The 24,282-nt window shown below is 61.1% G+C and carries 20 protein-coding genes; 17 read left to right on the top strand and 3 right to left on the bottom strand.

Going from position 1 to position 24,282, the window contains the following annotated elements:
- Positions 1–5 precede the first annotated feature (5 nt).
- The 16 genes from tssB to NKK47_RS26605 all read left to right on the top strand — a co-directional run bounded on the left by tssB (position 6) and on the right by NKK47_RS26605 (position 18,972).
- Positions 6–542 carry a type VI secretion system contractile sheath small subunit gene (tssB, locus tag NKK47_RS26680; protein ID WP_023678574.1) on the top strand — a complete coding sequence of 179 codons (537 nt, stop codon included), beginning with the start codon at positions 6–8 and terminating at the stop codon, positions 540–542.
- 2 nt (positions 543–544) lie between these two features.
- The gene (gene tssC, locus NKK47_RS26675; protein ID WP_023678575.1) at positions 545–2,047 is read left to right on the top strand and encodes a type VI secretion system contractile sheath large subunit; all 1,503 of its coding nucleotides are present in this window, start codon (positions 545–547) and stop codon (positions 2,045–2,047) included.
- 46 nt (positions 2,048–2,093) lie between these two features.
- Complete coding sequence (locus NKK47_RS26670) at positions 2,094–2,555, top strand: Hcp family type VI secretion system effector (RefSeq protein ID WP_023678576.1); 462 nt, start codon at positions 2,094–2,096, stop codon at positions 2,553–2,555.
- Positions 2,542–3,297 (top strand): type VI secretion system baseplate subunit TssE, encoded by a 756-nt coding sequence (tssE, locus tag NKK47_RS26665; RefSeq protein WP_023678577.1) that lies wholly within the window; start codon positions 2,542–2,544, stop codon positions 3,295–3,297. The genes NKK47_RS26670 and tssE overlap by 14 nt, the downstream gene beginning before the upstream one ends.
- 1 nt (position 3,298) lies before the next feature.
- A complete protein-coding gene (gene tssF / locus NKK47_RS26660; protein WP_352578842.1) occupies positions 3,299–5,173 on the top strand; it encodes a type VI secretion system baseplate subunit TssF in 1,875 nt (624 codons plus the stop codon).
- The gene (gene tssG, locus NKK47_RS26655) at positions 5,137–6,198 is read left to right on the top strand and encodes a type VI secretion system baseplate subunit TssG (RefSeq protein WP_023678579.1); all 1,062 of its coding nucleotides are present in this window, start codon (positions 5,137–5,139) and stop codon (positions 6,196–6,198) included. The genes tssF and tssG overlap by 37 nt, the downstream gene beginning before the upstream one ends.
- Entirely contained in the window at positions 6,195–7,664 is a 1,470-nt protein-coding gene (gene tagH / locus NKK47_RS26650; RefSeq protein ID WP_352578841.1) for a type VI secretion system-associated FHA domain protein TagH, read from the top strand. Before tssG ends, tagH (NKK47_RS26650) begins: the two co-directional genes overlap by 4 nt.
- A gap of 3 nt (positions 7,665–7,667) precedes the next feature.
- Positions 7,668–8,123 (top strand): type VI secretion system lipoprotein TssJ, encoded by a 456-nt coding sequence (tssJ, locus tag NKK47_RS26645; RefSeq protein WP_352578840.1) that lies wholly within the window; start codon positions 7,668–7,670, stop codon positions 8,121–8,123.
- A 39-nt stretch (positions 8,124–8,162) separates the two neighbouring features.
- Complete coding sequence (gene tssK / locus NKK47_RS26640) at positions 8,163–9,497, top strand: type VI secretion system baseplate subunit TssK (RefSeq protein ID WP_352578839.1); 1,335 nt, start codon at positions 8,163–8,165, stop codon at positions 9,495–9,497.
- Between the two features lie 4 nt (positions 9,498–9,501).
- Positions 9,502–10,824 (top strand): type IVB secretion system protein IcmH/DotU, encoded by a 1,323-nt coding sequence (gene icmH / locus NKK47_RS26635; RefSeq protein ID WP_352452811.1) that lies wholly within the window; start codon positions 9,502–9,504, stop codon positions 10,822–10,824.
- A gap of 1 nt (position 10,825) precedes the next feature.
- On the top strand, positions 10,826–14,362 hold the full coding sequence (tssM, locus tag NKK47_RS26630; RefSeq protein ID WP_352578838.1) for a type VI secretion system membrane subunit TssM: 3,537 nt from the start codon (positions 10,826–10,828) through the stop codon (positions 14,360–14,362).
- Positions 14,359–14,886 (top strand): type VI secretion system-associated protein TagF, encoded by a 528-nt coding sequence (gene tagF, locus NKK47_RS26625; protein ID WP_352578850.1) that lies wholly within the window; start codon positions 14,359–14,361, stop codon positions 14,884–14,886. The genes tssM and tagF overlap by 4 nt, the downstream gene beginning before the upstream one ends.
- A gap of 16 nt (positions 14,887–14,902) precedes the next feature.
- Complete coding sequence (locus NKK47_RS26620; RefSeq protein WP_352578837.1) at positions 14,903–15,985, top strand: DUF2169 family type VI secretion system accessory protein; 1,083 nt, start codon at positions 14,903–14,905, stop codon at positions 15,983–15,985.
- A 182-nt stretch (positions 15,986–16,167) separates the two neighbouring features.
- A complete protein-coding gene (locus NKK47_RS26615; RefSeq protein WP_352455467.1) occupies positions 16,168–17,001 on the top strand; it encodes a hypothetical protein in 834 nt (277 codons plus the stop codon).
- Between the two features lie 3 nt (positions 17,002–17,004).
- Entirely contained in the window at positions 17,005–18,090 is a 1,086-nt protein-coding gene (locus tag NKK47_RS26610; RefSeq protein WP_352455466.1) for a DUF4150 domain-containing protein, read from the top strand.
- Between the two features lie 6 nt (positions 18,091–18,096).
- Entirely contained in the window at positions 18,097–18,972 is an 876-nt protein-coding gene (locus NKK47_RS26605) for a hypothetical protein (RefSeq protein WP_352455465.1), read from the top strand.
- Between the two features lie 45 nt (positions 18,973–19,017).
- On the opposite strand, the gene NKK47_RS26600 is transcribed toward NKK47_RS26605, so the two are convergent.
- The 3 genes from NKK47_RS26600 to NKK47_RS26590 are packed head-to-tail and all read right to left on the bottom strand — an operon-like array spanning position 19,018 to position 22,851.
- Positions 19,018–20,088, bottom strand: coding sequence for a hypothetical protein (locus NKK47_RS26600; RefSeq protein WP_352455464.1), 1,071 nt, complete (start codon positions 20,086–20,088; stop codon positions 19,018–19,020).
- Positions 20,088–20,513: a DUF6484 domain-containing protein gene (locus NKK47_RS26595; RefSeq protein ID WP_352455463.1), complete on the bottom strand. Its 426-nt coding sequence runs from the start codon at positions 20,511–20,513 to the stop codon at positions 20,088–20,090. The genes NKK47_RS26600 and NKK47_RS26595 overlap by 1 nt, the downstream gene beginning before the upstream one ends.
- Positions 20,514–20,520: 7 nt before the next feature.
- Complete coding sequence (locus NKK47_RS26590) at positions 20,521–22,851, bottom strand: type VI secretion system Vgr family protein (RefSeq protein WP_352455462.1); 2,331 nt, start codon at positions 22,849–22,851, stop codon at positions 20,521–20,523.
- Between the two features lie 282 nt (positions 22,852–23,133).
- On the opposite strand from NKK47_RS26590, the gene tagH (NKK47_RS26585) reads away from it, so the two are divergent.
- On the top strand, positions 23,134–24,189 hold the full coding sequence (tagH, locus tag NKK47_RS26585; protein WP_352578836.1) for a type VI secretion system-associated FHA domain protein TagH: 1,056 nt from the start codon (positions 23,134–23,136) through the stop codon (positions 24,187–24,189).
- The last annotated feature ends 93 nt before the right edge of the window (positions 24,190–24,282 follow it).

The following is a 24,282-nucleotide window of genomic DNA, read 5'->3' as shown; positions in this document are numbered from 1 at the left end:
AAGCAATGCCAGCCGAAAGCAAAGCCAAGGTCATCGAACGAAATCGCGCGCCGCGGGTGCAGATCGCCTATGACGTGGAAACCTATGGCAGTCCAACGACAATCGAGCTGCCGTTTGTCATGGCCGTCATGGCCGATCTTTCGGGGGCTTCGCAGACGAAGGAAGCGGCCAAGTCGGTGCTGGACCGCTCCTTGGTCGAGACCGATGCGAACCGGTTTCCGCGTTTCATGGAGGCACTTGGACCACGCGTGAAAGCCCGCGTGAAGAATACGCTGCCACAGGCTGAAGGCGCCGAGCGGGACGAGGAGCTGGCGCTCGACCTTACCTTCACCAAGATGGGCGATTTTGCGCCGGACAAGATTGCCGAGCAGGTGCCCCAATTGGCCGAAATCCTCAAGATGCGCCGCCAACTCGAGGAACTTCTCGGCTTCATGGACGGGCGCGTCGACGCCGAAAAGCGCATTGCGCAACTGCTGAACAATGAACCGCTTCTTGGCCAGATCGCCAGCCAGGCACTGGCGGACGACAAGGCAGGGGAATGACCATGGCCGAACAGCAAAAAACCGCCGCCGTCGCCGAGGCGGAAACCATCGATCTTGGAGAATTCAGCGGGCTCCTCGAGAAGGATTTCAAGGTCAAGAAGGACGACAGCGAAAAGCTGCAGCAATTGGTGCGCAATCTCGCACTTGCAGCGCAGACACGTTCCGATACCACGACCATCTCGTCGAATGCGATCAAGTCGATCAAGTCGCTGATTGCCGGAATCGACAAGATGCTTTCCGAACAGGTCAACGAGATCCTGCACGCGCCGGAAGTGCGCGAAATGGAGGGCACATGGCGTGGCCTGTGGTATCTCGTAAACAATACCGAGACGGATCAGAAGCTGAAGATCCGCGTGATGAACATCTCCAAGGAGCAGCTGGCCGACACGCTTGAGGATTATGAGGGCCAGATGTGGGATCAGAGCCCGATCTTCAAGAAAGTCTACACGGACGAGTATTCGATGCTTGGCGGCGAGCCGATCGGCTGTGTGATCGGTGCCTACGAATTCTCCAACCACCCGCGCGACGTCGGTCTGCTGCGCAACATCTCCGGCGTCTGCGCCTCAGCGCACACGCCTTTTATCGCAGCTGCCTCGCCTCGCCTGTTCCGCATGGATAGCTGGCAGGAATTGCCGAATCCGCAGGACCTGCAGCAGATCGTCTCCAACCCCGCCTATGCCTCCTGGCAGTCGCTGCGCGAGAGCGAGGATGCACGCTACATCGGCCTGACCATGCCTCGCGTTCTGGCGCGGCTGCCGTATGGTACCGATACCGTTCCGGTGAAGGGCTTCACCTTCGAGGAGGAGGTGCATGGCGACCACAACAAATATGTCTGGATGAACGCTGCCTTCCCGATGGGCGTGAACATAAACCGCAGCCACAAGCTCTATGGCTGGGGTACGCAGATCCGCGGCGTCGAAAATGGCGGCACGGTCCTCAACCTGCCAGTGCACAGCTTCCCGACCGATGATGGCTCGATAGCGATGAAATGTCCGACGGAGGTCGCCATCGACGACCGGCGCGAGGCGGAGCTGGCCAAGCTCGGCCTGATGCCCATCCTGCATCGAAAGAACACCGATCTCGCCGCGTTCATTGGCGCCCATTCGCTGCAGGACGACGAGACAAGGGCGGGACGGCTGGTCGACCCCGATGCGCAGGCCAACGAGCGGCTGAGCGCCAACCTGCCCTACCTTTTCCCGGTCTCGCGCTTTGCCCACTACCTCAAGGCGATCGCGCGCGACAAGGTCGGTTCGTTCAAGGAGCGCTCCGACATGCAGATCTGGCTGACCGAATGGATCAACCGGTATGTGCTGGCCAACCCGGCCTTTGCCGACGACAAGGCGCGCGCCAAGCGCCCGCTCGCCGCCGCCGAGGTTCAGGTGGACAGCGTGGAGGGACGCCCAGGCTACTACAATGCCCGCTTCTATCTGCGCCCGCATTATCAGCTGGAGGGTATCAATGCCTCGCTCCGGCTGGTTTCGGAACTTCCGTCCGTAAAGACTTGATTTGCAGCAACAACATCTTGGTTTTTGAAAGCGGTGGAGAAAGACAATGCCCACAAATACGAAGATTGATGGCTTTCTAAAGGTTCCGGATATCAAAGGCCCAAGCACTCGTGATGGCCATGAGGACGAAATCGAAATCCATGGCGTCGATTACAAGATGATCGCACCCTATGATCCAAACTCGCTCTCGCGCCGCGGTCGTGTGTCCTTGGGTATGATCAAGTTCACCAAGCATTATGACAAGTCCTCGCCCTACCTGAAAAAGGCGCTGTTCGAAAACAAGGCCCTGGACGAAGTCGTGTTTTCGGCACGGCGGACCATTGATGGCGAGACCAAGGATTACCTGGTCGTCACACTCACCGACGCCTCGATCATGGAATACGACATGTCGCAGGCCGAGGATGAGGAGGACCTGATCGAGGAAGAGGTCAGCTTTGCCTACAAGAAAATAAAGTTCGTCTACGACGACAACGACGAAATCGAAATGGATGTCTATGTCGGCAAGTGAGGCCCGGCGGCCCGGCGCGGACAAGTCGCTGGGTAGCGGCAGCTCGCGAGCAAAGCGCGAAGCCGTCCAGCCCTCTCTATGGGACCGCCTCGTAAACGATCTGCCGGGTATGACCTCCGAGATAGACGGGCTGCGCCAGGCACTGCAGGACGAGCTTGGCGCGGAGCGGCTGGACAATCTTGTTGCGGCCAGCGCGCGGCTCATCGACACCGACGCGGAGTTGACGGCCGACCAGAAGCGGCGTCTGCATCGCCTGGCCTTTCAGAGCCAGCACCGCGCTGAAATCGAAAGCCGCGGCGTGGTGGTGTCGGCGCGTGTGCTCAAGGAGGCCGTGCGGCGCGATGTCGAGGCTTTGTTCAATACCGAGCGCTTCGAGGCCGTTCCGCTGCTTTCCGACCTTGAAAGCGAACAGGCCACGGACAACCCACCGTCGCTCGCCGATTTTCCGGAGGTGCGTCGCAGCGTCGTCAATTACGGAGTGCCTTCCTTCTCGGGCCGTTCTTCCCGCGACTTTGATCGCGAGGCCCTTGCGCGCGAGATCCGCTCGGTGCTTGCCACCTTCGAGCCGCGTCTCAAGGACAGTACAACAAAGGTTGCGGTAACCCTTGGCGACAAAACCGTGGGCCTGAAGATCGAGATAGATGCGGTGTTGATCATGACGCCCACGCCCGAACGCATGCGCCTGCGCACCACGATCAATCTCGATAACGGCTTGGCTCGGACCGAATTTAGGGAAGCCTGAGATGGACCGGGTCTTCGTAGAATATTACGAGGAGGAACTGACCCATATCCGCGCGCTCGCGGCAGAATTTGCCGACATGCATCCCGCGGTGGCGCGCAACCTTTCACTCGATACGGTCCCCTGTCCGGACCCTTACGTCGAGCGGCTGCTTGACGGCGTTGCTTTCTTGGCCGCGCGGACCCGACTCAAGGTCGATGCGGAACGCTCGCGTTTCTCGCGCGCCGTCCTTGATGTTCTCTATCCCGATCTTGTCACGCCGGCGCCGGCAACGGCCGTGGTGGTGTTCAAACCCGGCCAGCAGGTCCAGACAATGATTGGGGGCCATGTCGTCAAACGCAATACGCGTCTGGTTTCCAGCCTCCAGCCAGGCCTGTCGACGCGTTGCACGTTCACCACCGCCCAGGACACCACGCTGTGGCCGCTTGCCATCACCTCGGTCGGCTATTTTCAGGATCGCAGCGCCTTGGCTGCAGCCGGCATCGCGCGGATCGGCGGTGTGGATGGCGAGGCGGCGCTTCGCATCACGCTGGCTCGTACCGGAAAAGGCAAGCTCGACGAACTGTCGCTCGACCGGCTTGATCTCTACTTTTCCGCGCGCACCAAGGCACCACTGCTTTTCGACGCGATTTTCGGCGCCTGCGCGGCCGTTGGTGCACGGCCGGAAGGCAAGGCCAACCCGATATCGCCGTTGCCGGTACCTGAAATGGTCGGCATCAACGATGACGAGGCGCTGATGCCTCGTACACGTCCGACCTTCGAAGGGTACCGTCTTCTGCGCGAATATTTCATGATGCCGGAGCGCTTTCATTATGCTCGGGTTTCGGGATTGCAGCCCATCGTGCGCACATGCACAGCCGAACTCGAGATCATCTTCATCTTCAGGCGTCCGGTGCCTGAAGTTGCCGATGTGACGGCGGCCGATTTTGAACTTTTCGCAACGCCGATCATCAATCTGTTCGAACGTGAGTGCAACGTCGTCGAGCTCGATCCACGCAAGACGCGGCAGGTGCTGCATGCCGACCGCACGAGAGCGCGGGACTTCGAAATCTATCGGGTTATCCGCGTCGAGGACGCCGACAGCGAGGGGAGCGACGCCGCAATCCCGGAGCTCTTCAGCCTGGGACAGAACCGCGGCAGCGGTTGGGTTTATTCCACCGAACGGCGCCCACGCCGCCCGACGGAGGAGGAACGGCGCGACGGCCTCACCCGTACTTCATACACGGGCGACGACGTTTTCCTGGCGATTTCGCGTCCCGCGGAAAGTCCTCCGAACCGGCCGCTGAAGCGCGTCGACGTCGTGGCGCTCTGCACCAACCGCGATCTGCCGATTCTTGACGACAACCCTACCTTGACTCTGGAAGCCGGCGATCCGGTCGAGACGATCCGGCTTCTCGGCGCATTGCGCCCGCCTCGCCCAGCCATCCCCGCAGCGCTGCCGGCGGGCGCGGCGGGTGAATCGCGAGCCGACAATCTCGCCTGGCGGCTTGTAGCGCAGCTCGCGCTCAACTTTCTAAGCCTTGCAAAGGAAGGTCGCGGCGTCGATCCGCTGCATGCGCTGCTTGAGCTTTACGCCGACAGGGGAGACCCGAGCCTGGCCCGCAATGTGCACTCGATCGTGCGCATCGACTCCCGGTCGGTCATCGAACGGCTACAGATCGATGGGCCGATGTGCTTCGGACGAGGCACGGAGGTGACATTGCATGTCGATCAATCGGTTCTGGCGGGGCAGAGCACCTTGCTGCTTTCGGCCTTGCTGGCACGGCTGTTTGCCCGTCATGCCGGAATAAATGGCTTTGTGCGAACCCGCACATGGCTGCTGCAGAAGCAGGAGGATGTGCCATGGCCGATGACGCCCGGCAATCGCTACCTGATCTAGACAAGCCTGGCCGGTCCGAAGAGCTGTCGGATGCATTCGACTTCTTCGAGTTATTGCGGCGACTCGAACGAAGAGGCGGGCTGTTCGGCTATTCCGGCCCGCCGGAGCGCGAGCCCTCGCGGCTGGGGCAGCATGTCCGTCTCAGCTTTTTCGCCAAGGACTTGGCAGAATTCCGCGAAGCGACTGACAAAGCGCCCGCTCGGGTCACGGTCGCAAACATTGGTCTGATGGGACCTGAAGGTCCGATGCCCCTGCATTTGACGCGCTGGGTACTCGATCGCCTGTCGCAACGCTGGTTCACCGGCGCCGATGCGCAGCAGACCAGCGACACGACGTTCATGGACTTCGTCAACATTCTTCAGAACCGCATGATTGCGCTGTATTACAGGGCGTGGGCGGATGCGCATCCGGCGGTTCAGGTCGAGCGCCCGGTAGGTGGGCGCGTTCGCGCCATGCTTGAAGCCATGGCGGGAATAGGACTTCCCGGCACCCACAACCCCGAACTGGACGCAGTGAAGCTGCGCCAGGCCGCTTCGCTTGCCAATCAGGTCGACGGCCCCGAGCGGCTGACGCTGTTCTTGGCCGAGGCGTTCAAGGTGCCGGTCCAGATCAGGGAGTTCATCGCTGCCTGGATGACCATACCAGCCGCGCTCCAGACCCGCGTTGGCAAAGCCTACGCAGGGCTCGGTCGGGGAGCGACGATCGGTCCGCGCGTCTTCAACCGTCAAAGCAGGATCGAGCTCCGCGTCGGCCCGCTGGGCTATGAGGAATTCAAGGCGTTCCTGCCGGGCGGTCAACGCCTCAAATTGTTCAAGCAAGCCGTTAGCGACATGGTCGGCGCATCGCTCGACGTCGATCTGCGCATCGTGCTGGCGCGCGATGCCGTTCCGCCGCCGCGTATTGGAACCGTGCAACTCGCCCGGACCGCGTGGCTTGCGCGGCCCGCTGAAAGGGGCGATGCTGACGACATGCGGCTGCGGACATTAGTCGGCTGGCGGCAGGAAGGGGCGGAGGTCGCGGCATGAGTCTGCTGCTGACGCTGGAGCAAGGGCCACGCACCCAGGCGGTACGGCAGACCCGGCTTGACGAGGGGGAACTGGTGATCGGCCGCAGCGCGGACGCCGGCTGGCAGATCGACGATCCCGACATGTTCGTTTCACGCGCCCATTGCAGGATCACTGGTGGGCGCGACGGATATTTCGTCACCGATACGTCGAGCAGCGGATTGTTCATAGACGACTCCGACAGCCCGCTCGGCCCAGGCAAGTCGACGCGTCTTCGCAATGGCATGCGGCTGAGATTGGGCGATTACATCGTGCATGTCGATCTGCAGACGTCGAGTGCCCAAGCCACAGCAGCAGCCGCAGCGCCGGTTCCGGAGCGCTCACCGCCGGCGTCGCGGGCGCCGGTCAGCATCGGCCGTGACGATTTCTTTTCAGCCGCCGTGGAAGAAGAGCCGCAGCGGCCACGTCCAGCCGAGCTGCCGAACCCGTTCGAGCAGCCGATCCCGGGTGCGTTCGAACGCGCCAATTCCAGACAGCGCAGCTCGCCTGCTTTCGACGACCCGTTCAGCCTCGATCCGATCGCAACACCAGTATCCAAAGACACCGCAAACTATCCAGAACCAGCCAGCGCACCCAAGCAGACAGACCCATTTGGCCTCGAGTCGGTGTCGTTCCCCAACGGCGCTACGGAGCCTGCGACGACAAAGCTGCCGGAATTCAACGACGACTTCGGTTTTGGTCCAGCCGCAGCGCCCAACCCGGGAAGCGGCGCCAGCTCAACCGGGCAGCGCGAGCGCGACGCCCAGCCACTGCAAGCGGCCAATCCCTGGGACGTGCCCGTGCGAGGGGCAGATGCCCCTCCCCCAATACGGGCAGGCGCAGCCGCCAGCCGCCAGCCGCCTGCGAGGCAGCACGCCGACATGGCGCTTCGCACCGCATTCCTGCGCGGTATGGGTGTCGCGGAAGCCGATTTTCCCGGGCGCGACGCCGTCGCCGAGATGGAAAAGTTCGGCCGCGAATACCGGCTTATGATGGAAGGATTGATGCAGCTGCTGCGCAAGCGTGCCGAAGAAAAGGGAAATGCCCGCGTTGCCCAGACAATGGTCGGAGCCTCCGAGGTCAATCCACTCAAGTTTCTGCCGACGGTCGACGACGCAATCGTGACGCTCATCGCCGAACGCAGCCCCGGATTTCTCGCCGGCGAAGCGGCTATCGCGGATGCGGTTCGCGATCTGGCACAGCATCACGTGCGCGCCTGGCGCGGCGTGCAGGCTGCCTTGCGGCGGATGGTCGACCGTTTTGAGCCGGCAGCCATCGAAGAAGAGCTGAAATCGAGTTCCGCGATCGGCACGCTGTTGTCGGGCGGGCGCGGCGCCAAGCTGTGGGAGCTCTACCAGAAACGCCATCGTGAAATCGCCGAGAGCGCGGAAAAGAGCTTTCTCGGCGAAATCGGCGCCGATTTTCGGGATGCATATGAGGAGGAGTAAGACATGATCGATCGACGCGAATTTATCGTTGCCTTGGGTGCGACCGGGCTGCTTACGGCCTGTCAAAGCGCCGGGCCGCCAAAACCGTCGGTCATCACCGTGAAGCTGACAGGGGCGGGCGGCATGAACCCTGGACCAGGCGGCGGCGACCGGCCAGTGACGGTGCTGGTCACGCGGCTGCGCAGCACCGGTAAGTTCAACTCCGCCGACTACTTTGCCTTGCAGGGGGATGCCGGCTCGGCACTGGCAGGTGATCTCATCGGATCCGACCAGATCGCCGTCGGGCCTGGAAAAACCGCGACCAAGACCATTACAGTTGAACCGGATGCGACGGCCCTGGGTTTCGTTGCACTCATCCGTGAGCCTGGCGGGCGAAACTGGCGGACGACCAAATCGGTTTCGCCCGGATCAGACTTTACGATCAATGTCACACTCGGCAGCGGCGGCATTTCCGCCTGACGGCCAAGGCAAGCGGAGCTCGATTGAGAGAGTAGCCGGATGAGCGATGCAAATAGGGTGCTGTGGTCCGAGGGCCTTTTTCTGCGGACCCAGCATTTCCAGCAGCAGGATCGTTTCTTCGAGGCGACTGTGCGCGGCGCGTTGCAGGCCGGCCAGCTGCATACGTTCGGCTTTCAGCAATTGACCCTGGATAAGGCATTGCTCGATGCCGGCCAGATCTCGATCCTGTCTGCACGAGGCATTTTCCCGGACGGAACTCCCTTCTCCATTCCGGATCTTATGGACGCGCCGCGTCCGCTGCCGGTCACCCCGGATACAGGCGCCGGCCCGGTGCTGGTCGCCTTGCCGCTCGAGCCGGCCGGCGGCATTGGCTTCGATCCGGCGCATGCGCCGCAAAGCGGTGCGCGCTATCATGGACGGATCGTTTCGGTGCGCGATGCCGTTCAGGGCGGTTCAGACCCCGAAGAAATCGAAATCGCCCGGCCGCAATCGCTGTTGCTTGCACCCGGCAAATCGGTCGGCGGCTATACCGCCCTGCCGATAGCCGACATCAAGGGGGTTCGTGCCGATGGCGGCGTTTCGCTGGACGAGACGTTCCTGCCACCGGCATTGGTTACTGGTGCAGTGGCCTGGTACCGGCAACTGCTTCTGGAAGTCGTCACAGGCCTCGACCAGATCGCCGAGGCGCATGGCAAGATGGTCATGGGCGGGCCAGGGCGCAGCGTCGAAGACCTGCTGATGCTCCACCTCGCCAACGCGGCGCGTCCGCGACTGGCCCATATGCTGGCGCAGGATGTCTTCCATCCGGCCGAACTTTACCTCGAACTGGCCGGGCTTGCCGGTTCGATGGCGACCTACGGCTCGAGCGCGCGGCGACTGGGCGAACTGCCGGCTTACGATCACATGGCGCCCGGCCCACCGTTTTCGGCGCTGGCGGATGCATTGCGCTCACTGATCCTGAGCCTGCGCTACATCGAGCCGAAATCGCGCGCGCTGCCCGTCATGCGCCATTCGACCAATGTTTGGAAAATCCGCATCGACAATCCGAAGCTGCTGGTGGCCAGCCGGATCGTCATCCGGGTCGGTTCGGAACTCTCGGAGGACGCGCTGCGCAAGATATTCGTCAACCAGGCGACCGTGGGCTCGGCCGATGAGTTCGAGGGCCTATGGAAGTCCCGCCTGCCCGGCATCCCGCTGAAACCGCTTCATTCGCAACCGCGCGAGATTCCTTACGACGGCGATCGGCTGTGCCTTGAGCTCGACCAGAAAAGCGAGCACTGGGCATCGCTGCTCGGTGCCCCAGGCTTCGTCATTGGCGTTTCGGGTGTGCTGCCGAGCGAACCGCAGGTGGACTGCTATTCGGTGAACAGGTGAAACCATGAGCCGGGATGATCCTTTCGGACTGTCGGAGGATCGCGAACGCACTCGCATCAGGCTGACCGGCACGCCGATGCCGCGACCCATGGCGGCATCCTTGCCGGGCGGGCCGGTAAAACGCTCGCGCACCCACCCGAACGGCCTTGTCAACGCCTTCGCGCCCCTGCTCGAGTTTGCGCCTGAGCTTGAAAGCGCGCTGCCACCGGAGAATCCGGAAGTGTTACGCACCCGGCTGCTCGAAGAACTGGTTCGGGCACGCGACACGGCAATGGCGGCGGGGTCGTCGATGGAGCGGGCCGATCAGGCAGCATGGGTGGTGGCGGCCTTGCTCGACGATCTCGCCCTGAACACGCCCTGGGGCGGGGCCAGCGCATGGCCGCGTCAGCCGCTTGTGGTCATGTTGCGCGGCGACGTCGACGCCGGCACGCAGTTCTTCACACGGCTCGATGAACTGGAACGCCATCCGAACCGCGATCGCGAATTGCTGGAACTCCAGTATGACTGCCTGGCACTGGGTTTTCGCGGCAAGTATCGCGTGCCCGGCCGGTCGGGCGATCGCTCGCTCAATGCCGTTCGTGTGGCCGCGGCACGTTTCCTGCGCGATGCCGACGCCGAGAATGCACCGCTGTCGCCGAACTGGAAAGGCGTCATCGCATCCGACGAGCCGCAGCGCTTCATCGTTCCGATCTGGGTGATGGCCCTGGCCGCGGCGGTCATCGCCACCGCGACCTATGTCGGGCTCTCGATGGGACTAAGCAGCCAGGCGGTTGAGCTTTCAGCGCTGGTCCGCGCCTTGCCGCCGCCGACCCGTGGCGACATCAGCCGCGTGTCGCCGACGGTCGATGTCCCGCCGCCGGAGACTGTGGATTTTGCACTACTGCCCGAATTTGAGGCCGGGGCGCCGGGCAATCTCAGATCGGCTCTCAGCGGCACGGAGAGCGTTTCGCTGGCCAAGCTGGTCATCCAGGCCTCCAACCCCGAACTGTTCCAGTCGTCGCGGCCAACACTGACGGAAGGATTCGAGCCGCTGATCGGCTCGATCGCCAAGGTGATCCTCGCCAATCGTGACCTGATCGGCAACATCACTGTGGTCGGACATACGGACGGGGTTCCTCTGCAAAGAACCAATCCGCTGTCGACCAACCAGCGACTGTCAGAGGCTCGCGCCCAGACCATTGCCGACATGCTGGTACAAAACGGAGTGCCGCAGGAACGCGTCCATTCCGAGGGCCGGGCAGCCACGGATCCAGTGGCCGATGACGGCACGCGCGAGGGCCGGGCCCTGAACCGGCGCGTTGAGGTGCTGGTGGAAAAGAGGCTGTGAGATGTTCATCCTGCGCTTCCTCTGGGCGGTCCTGACATCGCGCTGGCTGTGGACACTGATTGGCATCACACTGCTTTCCTTTGTGATCTGGGTATTCGGGCCGATCGTCAGGGTCGGACCCTACGACCCTTTCGCCTCCGACAATGTGCGCATCGTCATCATCGCGCTGCTGGTCATCTTCTGGCTGATCTGGCTGATCGCCGCCCAGCGTCGGGCGATCCGTGCCAACCGTATGTTCGTCGCCGAAATCGCCGCGCCGGCGGTAGAGAAGCCACTCAGCCCCGGCGAAGAGAATGTCGCTGCCGTCGGAGCCAAGTTCGGCGAGGTCATGGCCGAGTTGAAGCGCCGCAAACTGGGCGGTCGCAAGTTCCTGCGCGAGATGCCCTGGTACGTGATCGTCGGACCGCCGGCCACCGGCAAGACCACGGCCTTGCGCCAGTCGGGGTTGAATTTTCCGATCGACCTGACCGACGACCTGCAAGGGGTCGGCGGCACGCGCAATTGCGACTGGTTCTTTTCGGAGAGTGCGGTTCTGATCGACACTGCAGGCCGCTATGTCCAACAGGAGAGCCAACCCGACATCGACGCAGTGGAGTGGCTGGGCTTCCTCGACCTTTTGAAGAAGCACCGGGGCCGTCGCGCGCTCAACGGTGTGATCGTCGCGCTTTCGATCGATGTGCTTTCGGAGGGCGACGACGCCATCAAGGCGCATGGCCGCAAGATCCGCCGTCGGCTGGCCGAGCTCAACGACCGCCTCGAAATCCGCCTTCCGGTCTATCTGATGCTGACCAAAGCCGACCTGATCAAGGGGTTCGAGGCTTTCTTCGGCGGTTTGTCGACGGCTGCGCGCGAGCAGGTCTGGGGGACTACGTTCGCACTCGACGCGCATGTCGATGCAAAGACCATCGAGCGGGAAATCGCGACGTTAGCAACCGAGCTCGAGCGGCGGCTGGTGCCCCGGCTGGAGGACGAAGACAAGCTTGCTGCCCGCGCTGAAATCTTCAGGTTTCCCGCCCAACTCGCCAGCCTGTCCGAGCCGATCCAGGTACTGATCGAGGCGATGTTCGGCGAAAGCCGGTATGAGGAGGCCGCCTGGCTGCGTGGCCTTTATCTGACGTCGGCGACCCAGGAAGGGGCGCCCATCGATCGGCTGACCGCAGCGCTGTCTGCCTCCTTCGGCCTTCCGCCGCGCCGGGCGTTGGCCGCGCCGCGTGTCGAAAAACGCAGCTTCTTCCTAAAGAACCTGCTCACAGAAGTCATCTTCAAGGAAGCCGGCCTAGGCACCTTCGATCCGCTGGCGCAACGCCGCCGCGCCTGGATCTGGCGTGGCGCGGCCGCCGCATGTGCCGCAGCCGCCCTGCTGGTCAGCGGCTTATTCACCTGGTCCTATTACGACAACCGCAACGCAATCACGGCCCAGGCAAGCCAGTTCGAGGCGCTGCAAACGCCACTGACCTCGGCCGCGGCAAACCCGGCATCCGTAGAACAGCCTGCGATCGATGGCCCCCTCAGTGCGATGGATGAGGTCGCAAATGCCCGCACCCCGCCGCCTGGCGCGGCACAGGATTTGCTGGGGCCATCAGCCTCGGCGGAATTGGTGCGGGCACAGACCGACACTTACGACCATGCTTTGCGCAACGTTCTCGAGCCGCACATGGTGGCGCTGCTCGAGGCGACGATGTGGCGGCAGATCCGCGATCCGGACTTCATGCTTGGCGCGCTGAAGACCTATCGCATGATGACCGGCCTTTCTCAGATGGATCCAGACTTCGCCCAGAGCTGGTGGGTCAACAGTCTGCCTGAATTCGCCGCGGCTGCCCCCTTTCCGACAGCTGACGCCGAAGAGCACCAGCTTGCCGCGATCCGTCGCATGGCGGTTGACGCCAGTTATATCGCCCCGGACCAGGCGCTGGTTGCGGAGGCACTGAAAACCGTCTGCACGATTTCCTTGCCGGCGCGTGCCTACAAGCAGCTGCTGGCCGACCCGGCGGTGGCTGCGCTCAAGGAATGGATTCCTGCCAACTTCGCCGGCCCCAACGGCGCCAAGGTCTTTGCGCGGCGTTCCGACAAGACGCTTCGGGTCGGCATTTCGGGAGCATTCACCTATGCCGGCTTCCATGACGCCATTCTCGACCGGGTCGAGGATGTCGCCGCCCAGGCAGCACTCGACCGGGCGGTGTTCGCCGGCGGTTGCTCGGAAAATTCCGAAACCTCGGTGTCGGCGCTGTCAGAGGATATTCTGAAGCTTTATTACGACGACTATATCGCGCAATGGGACAGCTTCCTGCGCGACATGAGGCTCGCGCCATTGACCGACCTCAACGTCGCCAGTGAGAACCTCAAGGATCTTTCAAGCGCCGACTCCGCGCTGAAGCGCCTGGTTACCGCGGTGGTCCAGGAGACCGAGCTTACGCGATCCGATGAAGCGCCGGCCGACAATAAGGCAGCAGCGAAAGGCGGCTCGAAACTGCTCGGCAAACTCGGCAAGCTTGGCAAGATTGTGAAAACAGGGGCAAAGCTGTTGCCACGCGCAGGTTCCGCCGACGAAGTGGATCTTACTGGCAATCTGGTGGCCGAACACTTCAAGCCGCTCAAGGGCGCCATCGCCGAGGTCGACGGCCAGCCGCCGGCGCTCGACGCAGCGGTCGTGGCTCTTACGGCGCTTTCGAACGTGCTGCAGACGGTGACGGCCAATCCCGATCCTCAGGACGCCATCAAGAAGCAGGGCGGCCTCGCCGAACTGACTGGAGCGGTTGCCAGGCAGGCGCAGATCCTGCCCGACCCGATCGACGATTGGTTGGGCGGCATTGCCGGCGATGCCAGCGGCCTGACGCAGAAGGCGGTCACCTCGGAGCTCAACGCCATCTGGCGCGCCGACATCCTGCCGTTCTGCCAGGCAGCACTCAACAACCGCTATCCTTTCAGCCCGGACAGCGCCGTCGACGTCAATGTCCGCGACTTCGCCCGCCTGTTCGGACCGGCAGGACTGATCGACACCTTCATAAACGACCACCTGATCAGCTATGTCGACACGTCAGCGCAGCCGTGGAAATGGCGCGCCGATTTCGGCCTTGATCCTTCGGCACTGGCCGCGTTCGAACAGGCAAGGCGGATCCGCGACGATCTCTTTCCCGGCGGTACAGGCCCGCTGATGAGTTTCACGCTCGAACCGAAGGACCTGTCGCCCAACGTCGCGCGCGTGACGCTCAACCTCGATGGCCAGAACCTCGTCTACTATAACAATGCAACGAGGCCGCAGCCGATGACGTGGCCCGGCAAGGACGGCACAGGGGTCATCTCGCTTGCCTTCCAGCCGATCGATGGCTCGCCCGAAATCTTGCTCAACGAGACCGGCAGTTGGGCGTGGCTGAGAATGTTGCGCAGCGGTCGCTTCACCGGCACCTCGCTGTCGGACGTCTACAGCCTGCGCCTGGGCACCAAAGGCATGTACGCCGATTTCCAACTCAAGGCGGCAAGCGTCGAGAACCCCTACAATCTTCAGATGTTCAAGAAGTTCTCATGTCCGCCCCAGATATGATACTGCCCGGCTTTTACGGCAAAATGCCTGCTACGGGCGATTTCGTCACGCGGCGGCTGCCGGGAGACTTTGTGCGCGTCTGGGACCGTTGGCTGGCACAGCATCTTGTCCCGCTGGTGGGTTCGGCAGCCTGGCCGCAGAGTACGGCGCTGCGCTTTCTCGCCGGCCCTGCTTCCTTCGGCGCATCGGCGGGCATCATCTTGCAGAGCGCCGATAGAGTCGGCAGGCAGTTCCCGCTGAGCGTCGTCGCGCGGCTTGCCGAAGCTCCTCTCCAGCTTGCTCAGGGCGACGAATGGTTCGACAGCATCGAGGCTGCGGCCTTCGCCGCCCAACGCGGTGAGCTCACGCCCGACGAACTGGATGCCGCACTGACCGCCCTGCCCGCGCCGCCCATTGTGGAGGACGGAGATGTCATCGACGACATGGTGATGTGGACCGCCCGCTCGGACATTTTCGACATCGACCCGCAATCTCCGCAAGCGACGCTTGAACAAATCTTCGCCGCCAACTGGGAGACCAGCTGATGCAGGGGCAAATCTGATGTTCGTCAGCCGGAACACCACACCGTTCCTCGCCGAGACTTTTCCCTATCAGGACAAGCATTGCGTGAAGTTCTGTGTTGCCGTTGTCCGGGCAACGTTCGACGTCGATGCACAAGGCAATTGCATACCCGCGAAGGAGCAATCGCCTTTTGTATTTGCAGACACGCACTACGGCGACCCCGAGACGACGTCGGTACGCGTCGAAAGCGATTTCGTTCCGGTCAAGCCAAAATGCGAAGTGCTGCTGGACGCCCAGGCGGTCGCACCAAGCGGCCGTCCAGTGGAATCGATGGAAGTTGCGCTGATCGGGCCTGGCATCGATAAACGCGCCATCCTCACTGGGCAAAGGCGCTGGTTCAAGACAGGTCTGGGTGTACAGGCCTCACGGACTACGCCCTTTGTCAGCATGCCTCTCGCGTGGCATCTCACTTTCGGCGGAACTGACAGGACAGATCCCGAGAAGCCGCATGGCGATGGCGTGAACCCCATCGGCACCGGCTTCCTGGTGAGCCAGGCCGATCCCGACGGCGTCCTGTTGCCGTGCGTGGAGCACCCGCAATCGCGTGTCCGCATCTGGAACGACCGCGTGAAGCCGATTGGCTTCGGCCCGGTGCCGCGCTTCGCCAAACAGCGCGCGCAATATGCGGGCACCTATGACAAGCACTGGCTCGACAATATTTTTCCCTACTTGCCGCCGGATTTTGATGACCGCTATTTCCAGGCGGCGCCGCAGGACCAATGGCTTGGCCTGCTCAGAGGAGGAATGGTGTTCGGTTGCGTGGGTATGACCGAAAATGGCCGATTTAAAGTCCAGTTGCCGGGGCTCTCGGTGCCGGTCCGTTTTGTTTACGAGGACCGCATCGAGCGCAAGGCGGTCACTCCGGACACGCTCACCATCATCCCGCATGAAGGAAAGATCGTGCTTGTCGGGCGGGTCGGCACCAAGCTGCCCCGCAAGATAGTGAAACTGCAGGAAGTTCAGGTTGGCGTTAATCTCATCCCGGAAGATGACGACAAGCCACACTACCCTGGATTGGGCGCAGCGATCGAAGCTCTGAAAAGCCGACGGCGCCTGTCATGAGTTGCGTCGCCTGCATTAGCCTGGTCACCCCGGTCGGCTACACCCCGGCAAGCTCGATCGCGGCCATGCGGGGACGCATAGCAGCTTTCGCCGAGTTGGCATACGAGGATTCCGAGGGCGAGCCTATCATTGGCGCCACTGTCGATGCGGTGCCACCTCGTCTCCGCGGTCGCGACCGCATCTTGGCGCTCGTCAGACTGGCATTCGAACAAATCGATGCTGATACCGTAACAGGTCTGCCCTGGGGGCAGATGCCTCTCCTCTTGTGCACGCGTGAGAATGAAATTCCTGGAGGCCGGCTCAAAGGGATTCTGGCAGGCATAACTTTGCCGAACGGACGTGGGCTAACCGGACCGAAGCTGCTGCATATCGCGGGCGGACCCGTCGCGGTTTTCACCGCATTGTCGCATGCCGAAACGCTTTTGAAGAGCGAAGGATATCCCGCATGCATCATCGTTGCCGTCGATAGCCTGGTGGATGCGCGCACGTTGTCGTGGCTTGATCTACATCAGCGATTGAAAACCAGTGCAGTCACCGACGGACTGGTTCCTGGTGAAGCTGCCGGGATGCTAGTGGTGACGCGCGATGCCGCGACGTCGACCGCGATCGATATTCTGGGCGTCGGATTTGGCGTTGAAGGATCGACCTTGTTCAATGAGACGCCGTTCCGGGCTGACGGATTGAGCGCCGCGCTGAGAGATGCATTGGCAGCCGCGCATATGCCGATGCACAAAGTATCATTTCGCCTGTCCGACGTTGCAGGCGAAGCCTACGCTTTCGAAGAGTTGGTGCTGGCCCAGATGCGCAATATGCGTGAAGTCCGGCCCTGCCAAGACGTTTGGCACGCAGCGGATTGCATTGGCGACAGCGGCGCCGCCGCCGGCATCATCCAGTTCGCCTGGGCCGAGCAAGCCTATGCGCGCAACTATGCGCCGGGAAAGCTCGCTGCGCTTCATGCAAGCTCTTGCTTCGGCCCAAAGGCCGCAGCGATTGTGGCGCCCAGAAGGCTGGGTTGACCGATGACAAAGGACGTCTTCGCCGAGAAGTGGGAAATCGCCGGCAAGAATGGTATGAACAAATCATTGGCGCGCTTTCCCGACGTGTGTCTGTCGCCGCCTTCGCCGCCAGCCGGGCCTATCCCGGTTCCCTATCCTGACACATCGTTTTCGAAAGACCTCAAGGAAGGGTCCGAGACGGTCAATATCGGCGGCAAACCCGCCGCGCTGGCCCAAAAGTCCTATTACAAATCATCGCCTCTGGGCAACGAGGCGGCCACCCGAAGCTTTGGCGCGTCTGTCATAACCCACCAAATCACGGGCAAGACCTACTTCCAGGCCTGGGCGATGACGGTGAAGTTCGAGGGCAAGAACGTTTGCCGGCATATCGACATAACAACAAGCAATCACGCCTCGCAGATCGGCGCAACGCCACCGGCGCCTACGAGTGAAACACAAGACATGAAACAAGCCAAGGTGGCCATCAAAGCCGGCAAATGCCCCTGTTGCGGCAACCCTTTGCATAAGTGGCAGAAGGACCCCAAGACCAGAAGACCGTATCCGGTGATGACGGCAGGCGCCTTCTGGCGAAAGCAGATCAGCTTGATCAAAGTGCCGGACAAGCAGGCCGACAAAGATCGACTAACTGCGACGCTCAAGCGGATGAACAGAAGAAAGGCCAGGCAGCGCAAGGCAAGAAAGGACGGTCAGCCGAGTTGCCCGAATGTTCAAACGAAGGAAAACCAGGGCTGCGCACTCCATTTTGACATACCTCAACACCGTGATGCGCCTAAACGATATCGTCCGACCGTGAATCGACCGAATGGTCCAACAGCGGCCCAGGCGGCGTACGACGCTTTCAGCTCGAAGAAGAAGAGCGCGGTTCTGAGCATCTGGAGCAAGATGAATCCGTCGAATCCGATTCCAGCTTCTTATCCTCCGCCAAGCACGAAGCGACCGGACAAACTTAATCATAAGACGCCGCGCATGGCGGGTGGCTGCAACGATCAGGGAAACGTCGTTCCCCAGCACTACATGAACACCAAGGCATGCAACGATATTGAAGATGACCAGAGCGAACTGGAAAAGGTCGCCAGCCTTATTTATTGAGTAGACATGGAACACTATCCAAAGATTGCCAACACCGCATTCGAGGAACTCAGCTATGGGTTTCATCCCAAGTCGTTCGACCTCTATGCGTTGGACCTCGCCCGCCTCGAAACGAGCACACGCGCATGGGAGCGGATAGCAGCGGTCGTGCTAGGATGCTCGCGCGGAAACTTTTCCAGGCTTCCGGAACTCGGCCCGTTGATGCGAGACAATCCGCTTTACCTACTTTGGCACGCGATCGCCAACATTTCCGGTTATGCCGGCACACTTCAGTCGGTGCGGCAGACTTTCGATCATATCGAGGACAAAAGCGGAGACAATTTTCTCTCTTTCCTGGCAATTGCACTGGGAGCCACATCCAACCTCTCTGCAGTCGACTACCTTATGGAAGCGCACAAACGAGCTGGGGACATCGACCCGCTAAGACAGATCGAGCAGGAAATATCCTTCCTGCTCGAAGCTGAGGATGGCCCTTTGATGGCGGGGTCCATGGAGGAAGTCTTGACGGATGAGGGCTGGGTCGAGAGAGCTAACCGCGAGAGATATTTCGAACAAGTGAAGCAGGTGCACGATGCGGTGCTAGAGCGCGTAGGCTCCAAGGATATTCCGATCTATGGAGGCGAGGCGATTGACATCGCCAAGATTGCGAAGCGCATGTATCGCAACCTGGACCAGGACGAGGAGCGGGCGCAAAGGCTGGCTCGGGAAGCGACGCTGTTCGAGGCCACCACAGGTATAAATTGTTCGAAAATGTTCGATCGCAACGGCAACTTGAAATCGTTGCATGCAGCCGGGATCCTCGAGGCATTTTTCGACGGCGACGAGATTGAGAGCTTTAGGTCCGGTCAGAGATACTTTTTTGGGCACCCGATAGCGACCTGAGCAGCTCCACGCGTGCGCGGAGAGATCGCTGCTGCGAGGTTGGCCCTATCCGACAAATCCACTCGCCTTGGCCCACTCCATGACTCTGTCAGCCAGCGGGATTTTCTGCTCGCCATATTCGAAGCGGTGGACAAATTCCAAACCGGCTTCGGCTGGGTCGATGGTGAACAAATCATCTTCTTGCGCAGCGTCGGGGAAGAGTTCCAGAAAGGCCGCACCCGCCGCGGCGGCCATCGCCGGTTCGCGCATGCGATCGACGAGCCAGTTGAGGTGGGTCTTGTCGTTGAGCATCCCAACTGCGCGGACAGCCGCCGGGTTCGCGGCGCGCATCAGACCTCCCAGCCAGGATCGGACTTCCCGCGACTGCGTTGTCTTGATCAAAGTACGCAGCGCGGTGAGTGCGTTAGCGTCGTCTGATGCGGCTACGACCTCAAGGTCGGGCCTAGCCCGCTCCCCAAATCCAAGCTCTGCGAGTGCGATACCGGCCCAGAAGCGTACCTGAGCGTCGCGATCATCGAGCAGCGCGGCGACAACCTGGACAAGCTCGATATGTCGAAGTCTCGCCGTGAGCCTAAGACCGATACACCGCGTCTCTGCGCCAGAGTCCTTTAGCAAATGCAAAAGCGTTCTGCCGGGGTCCATCTTGTGCACGTCGATCGCGTGAGCGGCAAGTTGCCGCCTAACGGGATCCTCGTGCGACACCCACTGCCTGACCCACCTCGCGATCTTGTCGGCTCGATGGATTTCCAACGCGCCAACAAAGCCGTAGGCTGCGTTTCTTTCAGCGCGGAAGAATTCAATCGACTCGTTCAGGCTTTTTTCGTCTTCCAGCTCAATTGCGAGCCATGCACACGTGAAAAGTTCGCCTTTGTCGGGAAAATCGGCCCATTGTTCGATGGCAAATGGCCAAGCTGCCGCGCCGGCGATCCGCAGCGCGTCTAGATGCACGTCAAGCCGCTCGCCAATGCTCTTTGCCACCTGAACGTCCGGCGGGTCTGCATTCAGCAGCGTACCTCGTTGCGCCCAAAGGAATGCCACCAATTCGACATGCTGACGGAGCACGTCATTAGCCACTCTGTTGGGCCGCGCCTGCGTTGTGACCTGTGGCGCAGTCATCAGTTCAGATTCACGGAGCCACCGCGGATATTGTTCGCACCGCTGGCCTGGCTCACGATGTATTTTCCGCGAAGCGAGATATGTCCATCACTGTCAAGTATGAGACTGGACTTTCCGCAGCGAAGTTCGATCCTCTTCGAGGCCTTCAGTCGGACATATTCACCATCGCGGATAACGCGCTGGGCCGCGCCCTTGCGGGCTGGTTCGACGATCGGTCCCATGATGAGCGGACGTCTCGGGTCGCCGTCCTGAAACAGCAACGCCACTTCTGATCCTATCATAGTCTGATCGAGTTCAACCAGGCTTCTGGCCCTCAGCGCCACATCCTCGGGATTGCCGGGAAATACAACCAGCGGACCCTGATCGTCGAAACCAAGGAACAGCCCGATGACCACCCCGTAGATACGTTCGACAACTTTGCCCATCGCGACCTCAATTCTCGTTGATCTTCGAGCCCTTCAGGATGATGTCACCGGAGGCCTTGGCGTTGATCTTACCAGATGCCTTCAAGAAAATGTCCTTTCCCTCCACGACGATCGTGCCATCCTTTTTCATGACAACCTTCGAACTTCCGCATGTCAGGGTGATGTCGTCCGTCGCTTCGATCGACAGGCTTTTGCCAGACTTTGTAACCGAGTCTTCTTTGATGTCGGTAAGGCTGCCCTTTGCAATCTTGAGCATGAAGCCGCCACCAACATCGGTGGAGTCGTTCGACGTGATTTTGGCTATGCGCGAAGCGCCGACATCGGTTGCCTGCGATGATCCTATGGTCACGGTCTGACCTGCCCCGATGCTGATTGTTTGATCAGCCGCGATCGTCCATTTGTCGCCCGACCCGATACTATGGCTTTGGCCCGCCCCCACCGTCACCGATCTCGACGCTCCGATCGTGTTCGTCTGAATAGCTCCCACGGTCCGCGTCTCGGCCGCCCCCACCGAGTCTATCCGCGCGGCGCCGACGGTGATCGTCTGCAGCAGCGCTACCGTCTGCGTGTGATTTTGGCCGATCGTTTCGGTGGAGTTCGAGCCAATACTGATCGTCTCGTCGACGCCCACCGTCAGCGACCGGTTCTTGCCCACCGTCTCGGTATCGTTCGAGCCGATATCCGTAGTCTGGTCGACGCCGACCTTGACCGTCTTGTCGTTGCCGACCTCCTCGTCGAGGTTGTGGCCGACGGAGTGCTTGGCATCATGGTCTATGCGGTCCGACTGGTCGTGCTGGACCAGCTTGGTGCGGTCGTTTTTGATCAGAAGGTTATGATCCTTCTGCGCCTGGAAGTTGACCAGTTCGGAGCCGGCCTTGTCCTCGAACATCAGCTCGTTGTAACCGCCGCCACCTTTCGATGAGTCGGACTTCCAGCCGGATTGCGTGGCGCTGCCCGGCAGCCCGTAGGGCGGCATCTGCGAGGCGTTGTAGACCCTGCCGGTAATGATCGGCAGGTCGGGATCGCCCTCTATGAAGTCGACGATGACCTCCTGCCCGATGCGCGGTATCTGGATAAAACCCCAGCCGCTGCCGGCCCAGGTCTGCGAAACCCGCACGAAGCAGGAACTGTTCTGGTCTTTTTTGCCCAGCCGGTCCCAATGGAACTGCACTTTCACCCGCGCATATTTGTCAGTGAATATCTCCTCGCCGGACGGACCGACTACCGTCGCCGTCTGCGGACCGCGCATGATCGGCCGTGTCGTGACCCGCGGCGGACGATAGGGCAAGGCCGTGGGTGCCACACCAAGGATTACCTTGAAGTTCTCGCTGTCGACGTCGGCATGGGGCCTGTAGCCCGGGTCGAACAGCCTGTATTCGGCGCTCACCACCAGATACTCCTGGTTCTGGTCCTCGCGCGGAAAGCCATCCAGCTTGAAGGTGCAGCCTGAATACAGGCCGCGCACGGTTCCGACCGCGGCGATGCGGTGGTGCACCGCCTGGATTTCCTCGCGCCGGATCGCCGCCAGGCTATCACCGCGGCCGACTTCCAGGTGGGCGCCGGGCTGACGGTAATTCTCGCCTGCGGCCAGCTTGTGATTGAACGGCTGGGCGGATTTGGCCATCAGGTCAGCGCCCGGCTTCTTGAAATCATAGTCGGTATGGACATAGGCGCCCGGCCGCACCGAACTCCCCGGAATCCATTCGGTAATGTATTCGACATCGCGCCGGGAGCCCTGCCCCTCAAAGTGGTACGGCACTTTTTCATAGCCCGGCGCCGGCTTGAGCTTGCTCATCGCATCAGCAAGCACAAGCGTGTGCTTGCCCTCGCCATGCTCGAAGAAATACAGGATGCCCTCGTGCTCGAGCAGCCGCTGCACGAAATCGAGATCCGTCTCGTCATATTGCACGCAATATTCGCGCGGCGGATAGGATCCTTGCAGGCGTTTCTCGAATTTTGCCGTGCTATATTTCGAAAATACCTCTTCGACGATTTCGATGACGCTCATGTTCTGGAAAATGCGGCAGTCGATCGTATTGCCGAGAAACCAGAGCCATGGCCGGACGGCTGCTTCGTAATAGGCCAGCCGATCCTCGATCCGGGTGAGGCGAAACTCCGACACGATGCCGCTGAACCAGCGCTGGGGGTCGGCTTCACCTTCGATCGAGACGGGGCCACCCAGCATCTTAAGCGGATCAATATCGTGGCTGGGGCTCACGAACCCGACCGTATAGGCCAGACAACGACTGATCTCATCGCGCCCGACGAGATGTGTAAAGGTCAACAGCTCAGCGCCAACTGGCGTTTGCACCACCGTGGCACGTTGTTCACTTGGCATGGGTCGTGCCCCTCCTCGGCCTGGCCGCCAGCGTGGTGGATTCGAATCTCCAAATCAGGAACTCGAAATCACATCTAACCTCGATGAATGCCAGTCCATGTCGAGCGTAACACATGTTGTTGTGCTGGCCAAAGAGGACCATGAAGCGCCGCCCGGCCCTGCGCTACCAAGAATTCGCTCGCTGCGTTGCGCCAAACGTTATGCGAATTTGGGGTTAGCCACGCTAAAAACATGGAGTATCGTGTCGGCAAGGCCGCCAGCGATCACACAGGCGATTTTCGCATGTTAATCAGTCTGCAGATCAGCAATGTCGATGCCCTGCCCACTGGCGTGGCGCCTGGCTACCGATCGCGTAATCGCAGCTTCAAAATCGGCCGCGAACATTGCGACTGGATCTTGCCTGATCCTGACAAGTTCATCTCAGGCCGGCATTGCCAAATCCGATACGAGGCAGGCGCGTTTTGGCTGCACGACATTTCGCGCAATGGCACTTTCATCAATGGATCGAGCCAACGCATCACCGGTCCGCGCCGGCTAGACCACGGCGACAGGCTCCTGGTCGGCCGCTACGTCATCTTTGTATCGATTGACGACGAGCATGCAACGCCAAGTCATCCGGAGGCCGACCGAAGTTCGACGCAACGACACATGCCGGTCGCGGCCGATCGGCTGCTTGATTCCGGAGGCGAGCCTCTCTTCAGTTCGGCAGAGCGATGGCTCGGGCAAGCACCGCCATCGACATCGTCGCTGCCTAGGTCCGTCCCCTCGACGACAGACGAGGCGCTGCGGGAAATTGCAATCGGCGCAGGCATCTCGCCGGAATTGTTCCAATTGCGTGATCCGCATGAAGTCGCTGCCGAAATCGGCGCAGTGCTTCGCACGGTGGTCGACCAACTGGCCATGCTGCTGAAGGCACGTGCGGCTGCAAAGACATTGGCCAAGAGCCCACACCGAACGATGATAAGCTCCGCTGAAAACAATCCCCTTAAATTTGTCCCGGGGACCGACGACATACTCGAAATCATGTTCGCGCGGCGCAAGGCTGGCTATCTCGATGCCAGGCGCAGCGTCGAGGACGCGTTCCGCGATCTCAAGGCGCACGAATTTGCCACCTATGCCGCCATGCAAGCTGCACTCTCGCGACTGCTTGACGACCTGTCGCCGGAAGCGATCGGCAAAAAGCTCCCGCCGACATCGTTTACCTCGAAGAAGGCCCAAGCGTGGGACGCTTTTGTCGGCACATGGCGGAGCATGGAGGAAGCCCACGAAAACGGCATGCTGGATATATTCTTGGCCTATTTCAGCGAGGCGTATGCCAAGGCCGACAAGCACAAATAGACCTGCGCAACATACTGCACCGCTGTAGCTGACGAAGAAAAGAGCGTCGGCGCAACGCATCATGTTCCAATCGACAACATCTGGGACTACGAT

It is taken from the genome of Mesorhizobium sp. M0019 (assembly GCF_040323975.1).
Classification (GTDB): Bacteria; Pseudomonadota; Alphaproteobacteria; order Rhizobiales; family Rhizobiaceae; genus Mesorhizobium.
Note: the sequence above shows the minus strand (reverse complement) of the source record. Positions and strands in the feature narration are given on the sequence as shown.